Source organism: uncultured Victivallis sp., assembly GCF_944391105.1.
Lineage (GTDB): Bacteria > Verrucomicrobiota > Lentisphaeria > Victivallales > Victivallaceae > Victivallis.
Genome location: NZ_CALXSK010000006.1, coordinates 46,944 through 62,508, shown reverse-complemented (window position 1 = coordinate 62,508; position 15,565 = coordinate 46,944). Strand labels below are relative to the sequence as shown.

Below are 15,565 nucleotides of genomic sequence, written 5' to 3'. Positions count from 1 at the left end.
TCGCCATGTATCCACGCTGAACACAGGAGAAATCTCCGCCCGCGGGAACAGCCACGTTATTATTTTCAACCGCGGCGGGCACTTCTCCGGAACTCACAGGCCCGAGGATTGACCATAAGTCCCGATATGTCCATGATACAAGAATCTTTAATATAACAGCTTGATTACGATTATGCAAGATGTGTTTTCTTCAAAAAAGTGATTTTTTTAACCCTCAAAATCCGCTTTCCCGTCCTCGAAAACCGCCTCCCTCACCAAAAAAGCTGTTTTCATACGCTCTCCTCCTTGCTTTTCAAAAACAAACGGCTATCTTAAATAAAAAATGCAACCGATTGCATTTTATCAACCCCTATGGAGACATCCGGTCATGCAGCAGCGAGAATACGACTTTTATCTGGAGCGCGCCCGTCACTTCTACAAACGGCTTGCCGACGAGTTTTTCTTCGAAACCATGCCGCTTTCGGCGGAATTCCGCCACTGCGTCGACCCCGTTCCTTATGCCGAACGGCTCGACGGGGAGTTTCGTCCGATCCGCGAAGGAGAGACATGGGGAGGCCCCTGGGAGAGCGGCTGGTTTCATCTGACCGGCGAAGTCCCTGCCGCCTGGGCCGGGAAACGGCTGGCCCTGTCGATCAATCTCGGCGGCGAGGCGCTGATCTTCAACGCGGAGGGAGTTCCTCACTACGGCCTCTCCGCCGGCTCCGTCTTCGGGGAAAACTACCGCAAGGAGCTCTATCAGCTGCCGCGCACCTTCTCCGCCGGCGAAAAGGTCGAGTTCTGGATCGAGGCGGCGGCAAATTCGCTCTTCGGCATGGAGATGAACGGCGAACCGCCGCTCAATACGATCTACCCCTACGGCAACTATAAAGGCGTTGCCCAGACCATGCGCCTCGGGCTGTTCAACCAGGACCTCTGGCTTCTGCGGCTCGACGTCGAAATCCTGCTCGATCTGGCCGAGCAGCTCCAGCCGAGATCCCGCCGCGCCAGCGAAATCATCATGGCGATCAGCGATGCGGCCAACGCCTATGCGGAAAATCCGGCCAACGCGCCAGTCGCCCGAAAGGCGTTGAAAAAAGTTCTCTCCCGCCGCGCAAACGCCTCGGCAATGACCGCCGCCGCGGTCGGACATGCCCATATCGATACCGGCTGGCTCTGGCCCGTGCGCGAATCAATCCGCAAGAGTGCGCGCACCTTCGCCAGTCAGCTGCGACTGCTCGAACAGTATCCGGACTACATCTTCGGTGCCTCCTCTCCCCAGCATTACGCCTTCGTCAAACAGTACTATCCCGCCCTCTACGAGGAGATCAAAGCCGCCGTTAAATCGGGCCGCTGGGAGCTTCAGGGCGGAATGTGGGTCGAAGCGGACTGCAACCTCATCTCCGGCGAATCGATGGTCCGCCAGTTCCTGCACGGCAAGAACTTCTTCATGGACGAATTCGGCGTGGAAGTCAAGAATCTCTGGATTCCGGACGTGTTCGGCTACTCAGCGGCGATGCCGCAGATCATCCGCAAGGCCGGATGCGACTACTTTCTGACCCAGAAGATCTCGTGGAACTGGTCGAACAAATTTCCGTACCACACCTTCCTCTGGCGCGGCATCGACGGCAGCGAAGTGCTGACCCACTTTCCGCCTGAGGACACTTACAATGCCTCGGTCGTTCCGCGCGAACTCGTCGCCGCGGAGACCCGGTTCAACGAAAACTGGTTCCTCGATGAATTCATGAGTCTCTACGGCATCGGCGACGGCGGAGGCGGCCCCAAGGAGGAGTATGTCGAACGGGCGCTGCGGCTCGCAGATCTCGAGGGGTGCCCGAAGGTCAAATTCGACCGGGCCGACCGCTTCTTCGAACGTCTCAACCGCCACCGCGACCAACTGCCGACCTGGAGCGGGGAACTCTATCTGGAACTGCATCGCGGCACGCTCTCGGTTCAGGCGCGGACAAAGCGCAACAACCGCAAACTGGAGGAACTGCTCGCGACGACCGAGTTCGCCAACGCGCTTCTCCCGCTCTGCGAATATCCGGCCGAAGAACTTGACAAAATCTGGAAGACTCTTCTCATCAATCAGTTCCACGACATCATCCCCGGGTCTTCCATCCGGAAGGTCTACGAGACGACCGAGCAGGAACACGCCACGGCGCTGGCCGCCTGCGCGTCACTCATAGGACAGGCAATCCGAAAACTCGGCACGGCAGATGACAGCGCGCTCACGCTCGTGAACTCGCTCTCGCTCCCCCAGAACGATCCGGTCGTACTGCCGGAGAGCTGGAACGGGTTCGCCGTTCTCGATGCCGCCGGGAATGAACTGCCGCTCCAGGAGGAGGACGGCCGCAGCATCGTTTCCGCAACCGTACCCGCGAATGGACTGGCCGTGCTGAAACGCGGCGATGCGAAGAAAAAGGCCGTTTCCCCGCTGGCCGCCCCGGTGCTTGAAAACAGTCTGATCCGTTATGAATTCGACGCCGACGGCCGCCTCATAAGCGCGTTCGACAAGGAGGTGAACCGCGAAGTGCTTCCGACCGGAACCGTCGCCAACGACTTCTCTCTCTACGTCGACCGCCCGAACAATCACGAGGCGTGGGACATCGAGATCTATTACGAACAGCAGAAACTCGGAACCGCGAAGAGCACCGAGCCGCCGCGCGCCTGGAAGGGGGCGGTTCGCTCCGGCGTCGAATTCAGACTCAAGGTCGGCAACTCCTCGCTCGTGCAGCGCGTCACACTCGCGGAAGGAACGAAACGGCTCGACTTCGAGACGAAGGCCGAGTGGCATGAGGACCGCAAAATGCTGCGTGTCGCCTTCCCGGCGGCAGTGTTCACGGAAGAGGCAAGTTTCGACATTCAGTACGGCACGATCCGCCGTCCGACCCACCGCAACACGAGCTGGGACGCGGCACGTTTCGAGGTCTGCGGTCAGAAGTTTGCCGACCTCTCCGAGGAGAACTACGGCGTTGCGCTGCTGAACGACTGCAAGTACGGTCACAAGGTATTCGGAACGACGATCGACCTCTGCCTGCTGCGTTCACCGAAATTCCCGGACTGGGACGCGGACCAGGGAAGCCATCTCTTCACCTACGCGTTTCTGCCGCACACGGGGAATCTGAACCGCTCATGCGTCCGCGCCGAGGCGGCGAAACTGAACCGGCCCGCGTTCGCCGTTCCCGGCGTCTCCGCGACGGCGTGCTCCCCGGTCTCGATCGAAGCCAATGACGTGGCGCTTACGGTCATCAAGAAGGCGGAAAAGGAGGAGTGTCTTGTGATCCGGCTGGTTGAACTTGCCGGGCGCACATCCGAAGCCGCACTTGCGCTCCCCGGCGGGACGCATCTCGTCGAGACGAATCTGCTCGAGTGGACCCGCGACGGCGTCGTGAAGCCGGAAAACGGCAGGGTCTCCCTGACCTTCAAGCCGTTTGAAATCCGCACGTTCAAGGTGGTTCGCTGAATGTCGGTCACCATCCACGATCTCGCGAAATTGTCGGGGCTGAACGCCTCGACGATCTCGCGTGCGTTGCGGAACGATCCGCGCGTTCGTAAAACCACCCGCGAACTGGTGCGGAAACTCGCCCGCAAGCACGGATATGCGCCGAATCTCCCGGCACGCCAGCTCGCCGCCGGGAAAACCGGCAACATCTGGTTCTGCTTCGGCTCCCCGGAAGCGGCGGTCGAACTGGAAACAGCGATCAAACTGGATGAATTCGTAACCCGGGAACATCATGATCTGCTGCTTGTACTGCATGGCAACTCAACCGAACGACTCGAACATCTGCTGGAAAAACTCTGCCAGCAGGTCGCGGACGGCGCACTCATCATCCCCCCGGGCGACCTGAAAGAAACCACGGAGCTGAACAGGCTGCTCAACGCCCTGCCGATTCCGCACGTGCTGATCGACCGTTACTGGGAGGAGGCCGCCTGCCCGGTCGTGACCACCGACAACCGGGCGGGAACACGCCGGCTTGTGGAACGCTGTCTCGAATGGGGCGCCCGGGAGTTCTACCTTGAATACGGCGGAGACAACCCCGTCTCGCATTTGCGGGAAGAGACCGCGAAGCATGAACTCTCCGCCCGCGGCATACCGTTTCACCCCTACCCCGCCACCAACCGGATCGAGTCGCAGAAACCCGCCGCCGTCATCGGCAATTCGAGCCGTATGCTCCCGGAAAGCCGGAGCGAGTTGTACGGGGGATTCTTCGACTCCTGCGACGCAGCCGCTCTGCGTGTTTACCGCCATGTCATCGTCTGCCGCCAGAACTTCCCGGAGATCGCCAGGAGCGCCGCATCGATCCTCTTCGATCTGCTGCACACCCCCGGTGCCCCGGCCCCCGGCTTCACGGAGATCGCGCCGCTCGAATATCTCGAGTATTGACCGGCCTCACCAGCGGCCGGAAGCACCGCCGCCGCCAAAACGGCCGCCGCCGCCCCGGAATCCACCACCACCGCCGAAACGGCCTCCGCCGAAGTGAAAGCCCCCGAATCCGCCCCCCGAGAAGCGGCTCAAAAGCAGAAAAACGACCACAAACAACGCGATGAAAAACAATTTCGGGCCTCGAAGGGGAAGAGAGCGTCCCTTCTCCGGCGGAGTGCTCCCCCCGTCCGGCGCTTTGCCCGTCACAAATTCCTGAACCTTGCTGACGGCGTAGACCGCACCTCCGACATAATCGTTCCTGCGGAAAAACTCCTGAAGCCCACGAATCACATCCCCGGCACGCGCATCGTTGACTGCGCCCTCCCAGCCGTATCCGACCTCGAGCCGTATCTGACGATCCGCAGGCACAATGATCAGAATCGCCCCGTTGTCCTTTCCCTTACTTCCCACCTTCCAGGCGTCTCCAAGCGCGATTCCGACCTCTTCGATCGGCGTATCGCCGATGGAATTCAAGAATGCGACCACCATCTGTCCACCGGATGCCTCTTCCAGCTTCCGGATCGCGGCTTCAATCTGCAGTTTTCCCGAACCGTCAAGCATACCGCTCTGATCGACGACCCTGCCGGTCAACGCCGGAACCTTGAAATCAGCAGCCGCAAGCAGCAGCGGGAAACAGATGCAGACCAGCAGCCAGGCAGGCAAGCGTTTCATTCGTTCTCCTCCGGTCAGAATTGGATTTCCGGCGCCTTTTCGACTGCGGCGCGTCCTTCCGGCGCCTCAAAATACTCCCGCTTCTCAAGCCCGAGCCCGCCGGCAAACAGAGAACCGGGAAACTGACGGATCGCCGCGTTATAGGAACGAACCGCCTGGTTGAAGCGGGTCCGGGCAACGGCGATCCGGTTCTCGGTTCCGGCGAGTTCATCCTGAAGCCGGATAAAATTCACATTCGCCTTCAACTCCGGATATCGTTCCGCCAGAGCAGCCGCCCGAGCGCGCTGTTGAGTCCCGCACTCGCCTCGGCTTTTGCCTGCGCTCCCACAGCGCCGAGCAGACGCGAACGTGCATCGGCGACTTCCGTGAAAATTTTCTCCTCGTGCTGCGCATATCCTTTGACGGTCGCAACCAGATTCGGAATCAGATCCGCACGGCGCTGCAATTGCGTTTCAATCTGGCTCCAGTTCTCACTCACGGCTTCGTCCTGCGCGATCAGTCCATTGCGGACGGAAATCGCGGAAATCACACAAATCATGAGCACCACGGCCAGAATACCGACGACGATCCAGGCTTTTTTCATGCAGCGAAACTCCTATGCGCCGATTGCAGTTCACCTCCCTGCGAGGGAAGAAGACGGGATGGTGGGCGATGAGGGACTCGAACCCCCGACATTTTGCGTGTAAAGCAAACGCTCTAACCAACTGAGCTAATCGCCCGTCACGTAAATATATCACCTTTCCCGCCCGTTCGCAAGCGGGGAATGGAAAATATTCCGATTCAGTTGCGAGGAGTCCGCGCGGCAGTCAGCACAAAAACCGGCCCGGAACCGGACTTGAGCAGCACATTCGCCGCCGACGCCAGCGTCGCGCCGGTCGTAAACACGTCGTCAACCAGCAGCACACAGCGCCCGCGAATCGATTCCGCATCCCGCACGGCGAACACACCGCGCGGATTCTTCCGCCGAGCCTCGCGGGAAAGCCGGGCCTGATGGCGCGTCCGCCGAATGCGGCAAAGCGCATTGCAGAGCGGAATTCCCAGCTCCTCCGCGACCACCTCCCCGAACAGTTCCGCCTGATTGAACGAACGCCAGTAATATCTCGTAAAATGCAGCGGAACCGGAACGACCACCTCCGCACGAAAGTTCTTCTCTTCCCGCATACGTTCCGCTCCGGCGACTCCGAACGAACGCGCAAGTTCCGGATGATTGTAGAACTTGAAACGATGGATCACCCGGCGCGTCAGATCACGATACTCATAAACGGCCGCCGCCCCGATCCACGGCCTCTTCTCCGCAGCGAGACAGGCCGAGCAGAGCGCCAGCGCCGTATCAAGCTCGCCCCCACATCCCCGGCAACGCACTCCGGTGATCCGGTGCATCCGCGCCTCGCACTCCGGGCAGAACCGGTTCGCCCCGCCTCCGTCGCCGGAACGGCAGACCGGACAGGGAAACAGATTCAACGCGGCTGCGAATCCCCGGAAAAACCTAAACATCCCCCCGCCTCCCCCCCGGCGCCAGCGGCGGCAGGTAATTCAAACGATGCCGAATGCTCCGTATCCACCGACGTCCGGCAACCACCTCTATCAGATCGAATCTGCCCGGCAGAGCCGGTCGTCCGATCGTCCGGTAATAGCAACACGCCGCACGGAAATTCCGGCGCATCTGACGCGGGGACAAGTTGTCTCCAGGACGGAAAATCCCTTCGCGCCGCAACGTCTTGACCTCGACGAAAACCAGCGTCGCCCCATCGCGGGCGACAATGTCGAGCTCCCCGGACTTTACGCGCCAGTTGCGCGCAAGAAGCGTATATCCCTTGGCGAGCAGCAGCCGCACCGCAGCCTCCTCCCCGCGACGCCCCAGCGCAAGGTGAGCCGCACGCAGGCGTTTCATCCCTTCGCCTCGCACTCCCGCCGTTTGAGCAGAGCGATATCAGCAGGATAGGTGATCTTCAGATTCTCTTGCTCATTCAACACCACGGCGCAGCCAAAGCCGGCCATGGAATAAACGCAGGCGTCATCCGTAAGATCAGCCTCAGGAGCCCTTTCATAGGCCGCACGCAACTTTTCGAGGTCAAACACCTGGGGCGTCTCAACCCGCCAGAGTCCCGAGCGCGGGATCGTCTCCTCTATCAAGCCGGTTTCGCCGCAACGTTTGAGCGTATCAGTCACCGGCTTCCCGGGAATTGCTCCGCCGCTGCGCCGCGCCTCCGCAACCAGACGAACCAGCAGTCCGGCCGAGGCGAGCGGACGAGCCGCATCGTGCACAGCGACGATCCCCGCCGCAAGCGGAATCCGCGCGAGCCCCGAACGAACCGAGGCGGAACGACATGCGCCACCTTCTGCCCAGACAATTCCGGCACCCGGAAGATAACGCTCCGCCACCGCACGAAACTCTCCGCCGCGCCCGGCAGGATGCACAACAACCAGAGAGCCGGGAGCCGCCACCGGCAGAAACTCCCGCACACTGTGCAGAAAAACCGGAAGCCCCCCCAGCTCAACCATCAACTTGTCGCCTCCAAACCGCAGCGCCGAGCCGCCCGCTACGATGATGACAGCCAGATCAGGAATCATCTTGCCAACCGCAACCTTCACCGTTTCCGGCGGGTCGGCAGATGGGCGCATTCACCGTGAACCGCGTGCGCGGCCTCCATCATCGCCTCCCCGAGCGTCGGATGCGCGTGGATCGCTCGGCCGAGCTCCTTCGCGGTGATCTCCATCAGCATGGCCGGTACCGCCTCGGCGATGAGATCGGTCGCATGCGGTCCGATGATGTGCACCCCGAGCACCTGATCGCTCTTCGCATCCGCAAGAATTTTAACGAACCCTTCGGTCTGATTCATCGCCATCGCCTTTCCGAGCGCCGAGAACGGGAACTTGCCGACAACATACTCCACGCCTTCACTCTTGAGCTGCTCCTCGCTTTTGCCGACCGTGCCGATTTCAGGAGAAGTGAAAATGCAACCCGGCGTAATGGCGCCCGGAAACTCCGTGGATTTGCCACGCAGGGTGTTGACCACATTCTCCGCGGCGGCGCTTGCCCAGTGCGCAAGCATGATCTGCCCGACCGCGTCACCGATTGCAAAAATGTTCGGAGCACTCGTCCGGAACGCCTCATCGACCTCAATGAAACCGCGGGGATTGACCTTCACTCCCGCAGCGGCCAGGTTCAGATCCGCCGTCACCGGCTTGCGACCGATCGAGACGAGCAGATACTCCGCCCTGACCGTCTCCGGCCCGACTTTGCCGGAGACTCCGCGCGCCGTACATTTGATCTCCGAAAGCGGCGTTCCGTTCAGAATCCGGATTCCCATGCCGTTCATCTGCTTCGCGAGCAACTTGGCACATTCGCCGTCGGTCTGCGGCAGGATCTGCGGCAACATCTCGACCACCGTAACCTCCACCCCGAGTTCCGCAAAAAGACAGGCGAATTCACAGCCGATCACCCCGCCGCCAAGTATGAGCAGACTCTTCGGAAGTTTCGGAAGACTCAACAGCTCCGTAGAAGTCAGAATCCGATCCCCCTGCGGAATGAATCCCGGTACCAGCGGTTCCGAACCTGTCGCAATGATGAAGCGATCCGCTTCAATCACGCGCCCTGCCGCCTCACCGGAAGCCACCAGCAGCTGCCGGCGCGAGAGAAATTCTCCACGCCCGCCGAATACCGTCACCCCCGCAGACTTCAGCAGAGATGAGATGCCGTTGCGCAATTTTCCGATCACCTCGTCCTTTCGGGCGAGCATCTTCTTCCAGTCCGCCCGGATCTCGCCGGAAATCTCAACGCCGAAATCAGCCGCGTGTCGCGCGGAGACATACACTTCCGCCCCGGCAATCAACGTCTTGGTCGGAATGCAGCCGACATTCAAACACGTTCCCCCGGGAAACGCCTTCTCGACAATCGCAGTCTTGAATCCGCTCTGCCCGGCACGAATCGCCGCAACGTACCCGCCGGGACCGGCGCCGATCACACAAACATCGAATTTTTCCACGGTGTGTCTCTCCTTGCTGATGGTCATTCAGAAGCATACTGACAAAATAGCACAAAATTTCCCGCGTTCAAGCGAAATGACGCAGATAAAAAAAGAAACCCCGCAATCGGCTCAACCAACTGCGGGGAATCTTCGAACCATCTCCGGAAATTATTTACCGGAAACCACACCGTGATCCTTGAAGGTACGGGTCAGCGCAAACTCGCCGAGCTTGTGACCAACCATGTTTTCCGTCACAAACACCGGAACAAAGCTTTTGCCGTTGTGCACGTTGAACGTGTGTCCAACAAAATCCGGGATAATCATCGAGCGGCGCGACCAGGTCTTGATCGCAACTTTCTGATTGCCCATCTTCTCCACCTTGTCGATCAGGTACTGGTCGACGAACGGGCCCTTCTTAATCGATCTGGCCATTACTTCTTCCTCCGCTCAACAATGAAGTTCTTCGAAGTTTTCTTCGGGTTGCGGGTGCGCTTGCCCTTGGCCAGCTGACCCCACGGCGAAACCGGATGACCGCCGCCGGAGGTACGACCTTCACCACCACCCATCGGGTGATCGACCGGGTTCATCGCAACGCCGCGGACATGCGGCCGGAAGCCGAGATAACGCTTCTTGCCGGCCTTGCCCATCTTCACGTTCATACGGTCGAGATTGCCGACCTGGCCGATCATCGCATGGCAGTTCACATGAATCATGCGAACTTCACCCGACGGCAGCTTGATCTGCGCATAGGTCTCTTCCTTGCCGCGCAGCGTCGCAACCTGACCCGCCGAACGCGCGATCTTCGCACCACGACCGGGCTGCATCTCGATGCAGCAGATGTTGACACCGACCGGAATATCCTTCAGCGCAAGCCAGTTGCCCGGCTTGAGCTCAGACTTCGGACCGTTCATCACCTTGTCGCCGACTTTCAGACCGACCGGCGCAAGGATGTAGGACTTCTCACCATCCGCATAGCAGATGAGAGCGATGTTCGCGGAACGGTTCGGATCGTATTCGATCGAAACCACCTTCGCCGGAACATTCTCCTTGGTACGAACAAAATCAACCATACGGTAACGGCGCTTGTTGCCGCCTCCGCGGAAACGGGTCGTGATCCGACCCATGTTGTTGCGACCGCCCGAGGACTTCTTCCCCTTGACGAGACTCTTCTCCGGCGCGCTCTTGGTGATCATGGACGCATAGTCCATCGTCGCCATATGACGCCGGGAGGGAGTCACGGGATTAAAACTCTTAACCGCCATTCTTGTCTTCTCCCTCTGTTAAATGATCTCGATGCTGCCTTCGGACAACGTGACGACCGCCTTCTTCCAGTCCGCACGCCGCCCCATCTTGTTGGTGCGGCCCGCGCGGCGGGTCTTGCCCATGCAGTTCATGACATTCACCGACTTGACCTTGACCTTGAACAACTCTTCGATTGCCCGGCCGATCTCGATCTTCTCGGCATCCGTCTTCACCTTGAACACGTACTTCGAGGCCTGCGCCTGAGCATTGCTCTTCTCGGTGACCACCGGTGCGATGATGATATCAAAAGCACTTCTCATGATCCATCTCCTTACGCCAGACGCTGGATGAACGCATCAAGGCCGTCCTTCGTGAAAAGGAGCTTGCCGAAGCGAAGCAGTTCATACACGTTGACATTATCAGACTTGCGAAGCACCAGATTCGGCAGATTGCCCGTAGCGCACACCACCGCGGCCTGATCCTCAAGAGCCGGGAGCGACATCATCACCGTGCTGTCGGCAAGATTCAGATTCTTCAGAATCGAAACGACGTTCTTCGTCTTGTGATCCGGCAGCTGCACCTGATCGACAACTACAACGTCACCATCAGCAATCCGCTCCGTGAACGCACGCCGCAGAGCCAGACGCAGAACCTTCTTGTTGACCTTCTTCGCGAACGAACGCGGACGGGGTCCGAAAATCGTACCGCCGCCGACCCAGACAGGGCTCCGGCTCGAACCGGAACGCGCACGACCGGTTCCCTTCTGGCGGAACGGCTTGGCGCCGCCTCCGGAAACCTCTCCGCGCGTCTTCGTGCAGGCCGTGCCGGCACGCAATCCGGCAAGATAAGCAACCACAGTGTCGTGAACAGCCTGCAGTCCCTTTTCCGGCTCATTGTTCAACTCGATCATCACGCCCTCGGGAATGACGTACTCGCCAACCCGGGTTCCTTTGCAATCAAGGATATCTAAAGTATTCGACATGATACACACCTCTTACTTCTGCGCGGCCGGCTGCTTCTTGATTGCACTCCGGATCAACAAAATGCCGCCGTTCGCGCCCGGAACGGCGCCCTTGAGCAGCAACACATTGTCTTCCGCCATCACACGCACGATCTTCAGATTCTGAACCGTGCGCGGAACATTGCCCATGTGACCCGGCATGCGCTTGCCCTTGATCACGTTGCCCGGCCACTCGCAGCAGCCGATCGAACCCGTACGACGAGTCCAGGCTCCACCGTGGCTCGCACGACCGCCGCCAAAACGATGACGCTTGACGACACCCTGGAAGCCGCGACCCTTCGTCGTACCGATCACATCGAGGTACTCATTCGCCTCGAAGATGTCAGCCTTCAGCTCCGTCCCCAAAGCCGGGACTTCGTCATTCGCGCTGATGCGGACTTCACGCAACACCGACGGCAGCTTGCTGCCCGTCAAACCCGCCTTCGCGAGATGCCCGGCGCGAGCCTTCGTCACATTCTTCGCCTTGCGCTCTCCGAAACCCAGCTGGATCGCCGAGTATCCGTCGCGCTCCGGGGTCTTGACATCGGTCACCACGCACGGACCGGCCTGAACCACCGTCACCGGGATCAGCACGCCGTTCTCGTCGTAGACCTGAGTCATTCCGACCTTTTTACCGATTAATCCTTTCATACTTTCTCCTTTCGTGAGAAACATTCGATACGTGCCCCCAATCGGTCGGGGGCATTGGTATCTATGGAGCCAGAACCGTTCTAGACTCCAATCTTGATCGCGATGTCCACGCCGGCGGGCAGATTGAGCTTCTTAAGCTCATCAACCGTTTTCGCCGTCGGGTTGACAATATCCATCATACGCTTGTGCGTACGAATCTCAAACTGCTCCATCGACTTCTTGTTGATGTGCGGGGAACGGTTGACCGTCCAACGCTCGATCCGGGTCGGAAGCGGCACAGGACCGGCAACCAGAGAACCCGTACGCTTGGCAGTTTCAAGAATTTCGTTGACCGACTGATCCAGAATCCGGTGCTCGTACGCCTGCAGCCGGATGCGGATACGCTGGGTTTTGCCCGTAGCCATAACTTATTTCTTCTCCACAATTTTATCTTGGACTTGTTTCGGAACTCTCTCGAAGTGCGCCGGCTCCATCGAGTAGGAAGCGCGGCCGCGCGAAAGCGAACGAATCGCGGTGGCGTATCCAAACAGCTCCGACAGCGGAACGTTCGCATGAACCCGCGTGAAACTGTTCTCACCGGCATTGATCTCAACAATCGTGCCGCGACGGCTCGTGATGTCACCGATCAGGTCGCCCATATTCTCATCCGGCGTGGTCAGCTCAACCTTCATGATCGGCTCAAGCAACATGATTCCCGCCTTCTTCGCAGCATCTTTGAGCGCCATCGAACCGGCAACCTTGAACGCCATTTCCGAGGAGTCGACCGGGTGATACGAACCATCGATGATTTCAACCTTGAAGTCGATCAGCGGATAGCCGGCCAGCACCCCGGAGGCGGCCGCCTCGCGAATACCCTGCTCGATCGGCTTGATGTACTCCTTCGGAATGTTTCCGCCGACAACCTTGTTCTCGATCACAATACCGGAGCCACGTTCGCCCGGAATCAGATTGATGATACAGTGACCGTACTGACCGCGGCCGCCGGACTGACGCACGAACTTCATGTTCGAATCGGCCGAACCGCAAAGCGCCTCGCGGTACGCAACCTGCGGAGCACCGGTGTTCGCCTCAACCTTGAACTCACGAACCAGACGGTCCAGGATGATCTCAAGGTGCAGCTCTCCCATACCGGAGATGATCGTCTGCCCGGTCTCCTCGTCGGAACGAACCTGGAAGGTCGGATCCTCTTCCGCAAGGGCAATCAGCCCCTTCGAGAGCTTGTCGCGGTCACCCGACGACTTCGGCTCGACCGCAATCGAGATCACCGGCTCGGGGAACGCCATCGACTCCAGAACAATCGGCTTGTCCTCAAGACAGATCGTATCACCCGTCGTGACGTTCTTCAGACCCACCGCAGCCGCAATGTCGCCGGAGAAGATCTCCTCCTGCTCAACCCGCTGATTCGCGTGCATCTGAAGCAGACGGCCGAGACGCTCACGCTTGTTGGTACGCGGATTGTAGACGCTCATCCCCTGCGAGGCAACGCCGGAGTAAACACGGAAATAGTAGAGCTTACCAACAAACGGGTCGGTCATGATTTTGAACACCAGCGCCGCGAACGGCTGCAAATCACCGACATGGCGCGTAATCGCTTCGCCCGTGGTCGGATCGGTTCCCTTGATGTCCCAGATGTCAACCGGGCTCGGGAGATAGTCAACCACGACGTCGAGCAGCTTCTGCACACCCTTGTTCTTAAACGCCGTGCAGCAGGCGACAGGCACGATTTTAGCGGCAAGGGTCGCACGGCGCAGAGCGGCCTTGATCTGATCGTGATCCGGCATCTCATCGGCGAGGTAGATCTCCATAATTTCGTCATCAACCTCGGCCAGACACTCGACCATGTGCTTGTAGGCGGCTTCCTGACGCGTCTTGAGATCGCCGGTCGGCTCCTCCTCGGTCATCGTCACGCCGTTATCCTTGTCGCTGAAATAGACGCATTTGTTTTCCAGCACGTCAATCACGCCCTTGAATTCCGACTCGCGACCGATCGGCAGCATGAGCGGAACCGGCGTCGCACCGAGCTTCGTATGGATTTCCGTCACAACCCCGTCGAAATCCGCTCCGGTGCGGTCCATCTTGTTGACCAGCGCCACGATCGGAACATGATACTTCTGCGCCTGGCGCCAGACGGTCTCGCTCTGGGGCTGAACCTTCCCGACCGAGCAGAACACAGCAACCGCTCCGTCGAGAACGCGCAGCGAACGCTCCACTTCGGCAGTGAAGTCCACGTGTCCGGGAGTGTCGATGATGTTGATCCGGTGATTCTTCCAATAACAGGTGGTGGCGGCGCTGGTAATCGTAATGCCGCGTTCACGCTCCTGCTCCATCCAGTCCATGGTGGCCGTGCCCTCATGGGTATCACCGATCTTGTAATTCACGCCGCAGTAGAAAAGAATCCGCTCGGTCAGAGTGGTTTTGCCCGCGTCAATGTGGGCCATGATGCCGATGTTGCGGTAATCCTTCAGCGCATGCTTGCGGTGCGGCGACTCATGATATTGGGTTTTGTCCTGCTCGGTACTCATATTCATCATTCCCGGCGCTTACCAGCGGTAATGAGCGAACGCCTTGTTCGCCTGCGCCATTTTAAAGGTGTCTTCTTTCTTCTTGATCGAGGAACCGGTGTTCTCGAACGCATCCAGCAACTCGCCCGCCAGAGACTCCGTCATCGACTTGCCCTTGCGGCCGCGGGAATAGGTCGTGATCCACCGCATCGCCAACGCCACCTGACGCTCCGGATCGACTTCGATCGGAACCTGATAGGTCGCACCGCCGACACGACGGCTCTTCACTTCGAGTTTCGGCTTCACGTTCTCCAGCGCCTGGAGGAACACGTCGAGCGGTTGCATCTCCGGCTTCTTCGCCTGGATCACATCAAACGCACCGTAAACAATCTGCTGCGCGGTGGATTTTTTGCCGCGGGTCATGATCGTATTGATCAGCCGGGCCACCAGCTCGCTGTTGTACTTCACGTCGGGAATCAGTTCCCGCTTCACAGCACTGCGTCTTCTCATCTGTTTCGCACCTTATCTGAAATTCAAATTGTGACCAATTACTTCTTCTTACCCTTGGCGGCAGCCGCTTCCTGACCCGGCTTCGGACGCTTCGCGCCGTATTTGGAACGCCCCTGGCGACGCTTATCCACACCGAGGCTGTCCAGCGCGCCACGGACAATGTGATAACGCACACCCGGCAGGTCACGCACACGACCACCCTTCACAAGCACCACAGAGTGCTCCTGCAGATTGTGCCCTTCGCCGCCGACGTACGCCGTCACTTCCTGCCCGTTGGTCAGACGAACACGCGCAATCTTGCGCAACGCCGAGTTCGGTTTCTTCGGGGTACGAGTCGTCACCTGCAGGCAGACTCCACGGCGCTGCGGGCAGGCGCTCAACGCCTTCGACTTACTTTTCTTCGCCTTCTCTTCGCGTCCGAAACGCACCAACTGGTTGATTGTCGGCATAACAAATTCCTGTTTCTTATATTTTCATTCGAAATTTAAATGACTTAACATGCATCAAAGACTAATAAAATAATACCGCAAAGTGGTTTTTGCAAATAACTTACCGTTTTTTTTGCCAAAAATCTTGCAGAAACCCGTTCCGGCGCCCCCCGCGAACTTCTTCACACGGG

16 protein-coding genes, 1 tRNA gene and 1 pseudogene are annotated in these 15,565 nt (G+C 59.1%); 2 read left to right on the top strand and 16 right to left on the bottom strand.

The features are described from left to right. Positions 1 to 367 precede the first annotated feature (367 nt). Positions 368 to 3,442 carry a glycoside hydrolase family 38 C-terminal domain-containing protein gene (locus Q0K10_RS03625; protein WP_294503271.1) on the top strand — a complete coding sequence of 1,025 codons (3,075 nt, stop codon included), beginning with the start codon at positions 368 to 370 and terminating at the stop codon, positions 3,440 to 3,442. Further along, entirely contained in the window at positions 3,443 to 4,363 is a 921-nt protein-coding gene (locus Q0K10_RS03620; protein ID WP_294503269.1) for a LacI family DNA-binding transcriptional regulator, read from the top strand. It abuts the gene before it with no gap. Between the two features lie 6 nt (positions 4,364 to 4,369). Here the strand turns inward: Q0K10_RS03620 and Q0K10_RS03615 are convergent, their stop codons facing one another. From Q0K10_RS03615 to rpsL, 16 genes and pseudogenes are all read right to left on the bottom strand, one after another. Next, complete coding sequence (locus Q0K10_RS03615) at positions 4,370 to 5,074, bottom strand: TPM domain-containing protein (RefSeq protein WP_294503267.1); 705 nt, start codon at positions 5,072 to 5,074, stop codon at positions 4,370 to 4,372. 14 nt (positions 5,075 to 5,088) lie between these two features. Beyond that, positions 5,089 to 5,612 (bottom strand): annotated as a pseudogene (locus Q0K10_RS03610) (LemA family protein). Between the two features lie 104 nt (positions 5,613 to 5,716). Continuing rightward, positions 5,717 to 5,793 (bottom strand) — tRNA-Val (locus Q0K10_RS03605). 61 nt (positions 5,794 to 5,854) lie between these two features. Beyond that, positions 5,855 to 6,568: a ComF family protein gene (locus Q0K10_RS03600; protein WP_294503265.1), complete on the bottom strand. Its 714-nt coding sequence runs from the start codon at positions 6,566 to 6,568 to the stop codon at positions 5,855 to 5,857. Continuing rightward, positions 6,561 to 6,965 (bottom strand): YraN family protein, encoded by a 405-nt coding sequence (locus Q0K10_RS03595; RefSeq protein ID WP_294503263.1) that lies wholly within the window; start codon positions 6,963 to 6,965, stop codon positions 6,561 to 6,563. Before Q0K10_RS03595 ends, Q0K10_RS03600 begins: the two co-directional genes overlap by 8 nt. Beyond that, positions 6,962 to 7,666, bottom strand: a complete 705-nt coding sequence (locus tag Q0K10_RS03590; protein ID WP_294503261.1) for an IspD/TarI family cytidylyltransferase — start codon at positions 7,664 to 7,666, stop codon at positions 6,962 to 6,964. Before Q0K10_RS03590 ends, Q0K10_RS03595 begins: the two co-directional genes overlap by 4 nt. Continuing rightward, positions 7,663 to 9,060: a dihydrolipoyl dehydrogenase gene (lpdA, locus tag Q0K10_RS03585; protein WP_294503258.1), complete on the bottom strand. Its 1,398-nt coding sequence runs from the start codon at positions 9,058 to 9,060 to the stop codon at positions 7,663 to 7,665. The genes Q0K10_RS03590 and lpdA overlap by 4 nt, the downstream gene beginning before the upstream one ends. Before the next feature lie 150 nt (positions 9,061 to 9,210). Then, a complete protein-coding gene (rpsS, locus tag Q0K10_RS03580; RefSeq protein WP_294503255.1) occupies positions 9,211 to 9,474 on the bottom strand; it encodes a 30S ribosomal protein S19 in 264 nt (87 codons plus the stop codon). Next, complete coding sequence (gene rplB, locus Q0K10_RS03575; protein ID WP_294503252.1) at positions 9,474 to 10,304, bottom strand: 50S ribosomal protein L2; 831 nt, start codon at positions 10,302 to 10,304, stop codon at positions 9,474 to 9,476. Before rplB ends, rpsS begins: the two co-directional genes overlap by 1 nt. Positions 10,305 to 10,322: 18 nt before the next feature. Continuing rightward, positions 10,323 to 10,604 carry a 50S ribosomal protein L23 gene (rplW, locus tag Q0K10_RS03570; protein WP_294503248.1) on the bottom strand — a complete coding sequence of 94 codons (282 nt, stop codon included), beginning with the start codon at positions 10,602 to 10,604 and terminating at the stop codon, positions 10,323 to 10,325. An 11-nt stretch (positions 10,605 to 10,615) separates the two neighbouring features. Then, entirely contained in the window at positions 10,616 to 11,266 is a 651-nt protein-coding gene (rplD, locus tag Q0K10_RS03565; protein ID WP_294503244.1) for a 50S ribosomal protein L4, read from the bottom strand. Positions 11,267 to 11,278: 12 nt separating this feature from the next. After that, entirely contained in the window at positions 11,279 to 11,935 is a 657-nt protein-coding gene (rplC, locus tag Q0K10_RS03560) for a 50S ribosomal protein L3 (protein ID WP_294503240.1), read from the bottom strand. A gap of 80 nt (positions 11,936 to 12,015) precedes the next feature. Beyond that, entirely contained in the window at positions 12,016 to 12,339 is a 324-nt protein-coding gene (gene rpsJ / locus Q0K10_RS03555; protein WP_294503237.1) for a 30S ribosomal protein S10, read from the bottom strand. Between the two features lie 3 nt (positions 12,340 to 12,342). Further along, positions 12,343 to 14,457 (bottom strand): elongation factor G, encoded by a 2,115-nt coding sequence (gene fusA / locus Q0K10_RS03550; protein WP_294503234.1) that lies wholly within the window; start codon positions 14,455 to 14,457, stop codon positions 12,343 to 12,345. Positions 14,458 to 14,475: 18 nt separating this feature from the next. Then, a complete protein-coding gene (rpsG, locus tag Q0K10_RS03545) occupies positions 14,476 to 14,946 on the bottom strand; it encodes a 30S ribosomal protein S7 (RefSeq protein ID WP_294503232.1) in 471 nt (156 codons plus the stop codon). 38 nt (positions 14,947 to 14,984) lie between these two features. Next, entirely contained in the window at positions 14,985 to 15,395 is a 411-nt protein-coding gene (gene rpsL, locus Q0K10_RS03540) for a 30S ribosomal protein S12 (protein ID WP_294480447.1), read from the bottom strand. Positions 15,396 to 15,565 lie beyond the last annotated feature (170 nt).

What these genes read in the sequence shown, in the direction of transcription:
- Q0K10_RS03625 (WP_294503271.1), top strand. Translation starts at nt 368, where the DNA reads ATGCAGCAGCGAGAATACGACTTTTATCTGGAGCGCGCCCGTCACTTC.
- Q0K10_RS03620 (WP_294503269.1), top strand. Translation starts at nt 3,443, where the DNA reads ATGTCGGTCACCATCCACGATCTCGCGAAATTGTCGGGGCTGAACGCC.
- Q0K10_RS03615 (WP_294503267.1), bottom strand. Translation starts at nt 5,074, where the DNA reads ATGAAACGCTTGCCTGCCTGGCTGCTGGTCTGCATCTGTTTCCCGCTG.
- Q0K10_RS03600 (WP_294503265.1), bottom strand. Translation starts at nt 6,568, where the DNA reads ATGTTTAGGTTTTTCCGGGGATTCGCAGCCGCGTTGAATCTGTTTCCC.
- Q0K10_RS03595 (WP_294503263.1), bottom strand. Translation starts at nt 6,965, where the DNA reads ATGAAACGCCTGCGTGCGGCTCACCTTGCGCTGGGGCGTCGCGGGGAG.
- rpsS (WP_294503255.1), bottom strand. Translation starts at nt 9,474, where the DNA reads ATGGCCAGATCGATTAAGAAGGGCCCGTTCGTCGACCAGTACCTGATC.
- rplB (WP_294503252.1), bottom strand. Translation starts at nt 10,304, where the DNA reads ATGGCGGTTAAGAGTTTTAATCCCGTGACTCCCTCCCGGCGTCATATG.
- rplW (WP_294503248.1), bottom strand. Translation starts at nt 10,604, where the DNA reads ATGAGAAGTGCTTTTGATATCATCATCGCACCGGTGGTCACCGAGAAG.
- rplD (WP_294503244.1), bottom strand. Translation starts at nt 11,266, where the DNA reads ATGTCGAATACTTTAGATATCCTTGATTGCAAAGGAACCCGGGTTGGC.
- rplC (WP_294503240.1), bottom strand. Translation starts at nt 11,935, where the DNA reads ATGAAAGGATTAATCGGTAAAAAGGTCGGAATGACTCAGGTCTACGAC.
- rpsJ (WP_294503237.1), bottom strand. Translation starts at nt 12,339, where the DNA reads ATGGCTACGGGCAAAACCCAGCGTATCCGCATCCGGCTGCAGGCGTAC.
- fusA (WP_294503234.1), bottom strand. Translation starts at nt 14,457, where the DNA reads ATGAGTACCGAGCAGGACAAAACCCAATATCATGAGTCGCCGCACCGC.
- rpsG (WP_294503232.1), bottom strand. Translation starts at nt 14,946, where the DNA reads ATGAGAAGACGCAGTGCTGTGAAGCGGGAACTGATTCCCGACGTGAAG.
- rpsL (WP_294480447.1), bottom strand. Translation starts at nt 15,395, where the DNA reads ATGCCGACAATCAACCAGTTGGTGCGTTTCGGACGCGAAGAGAAGGCG.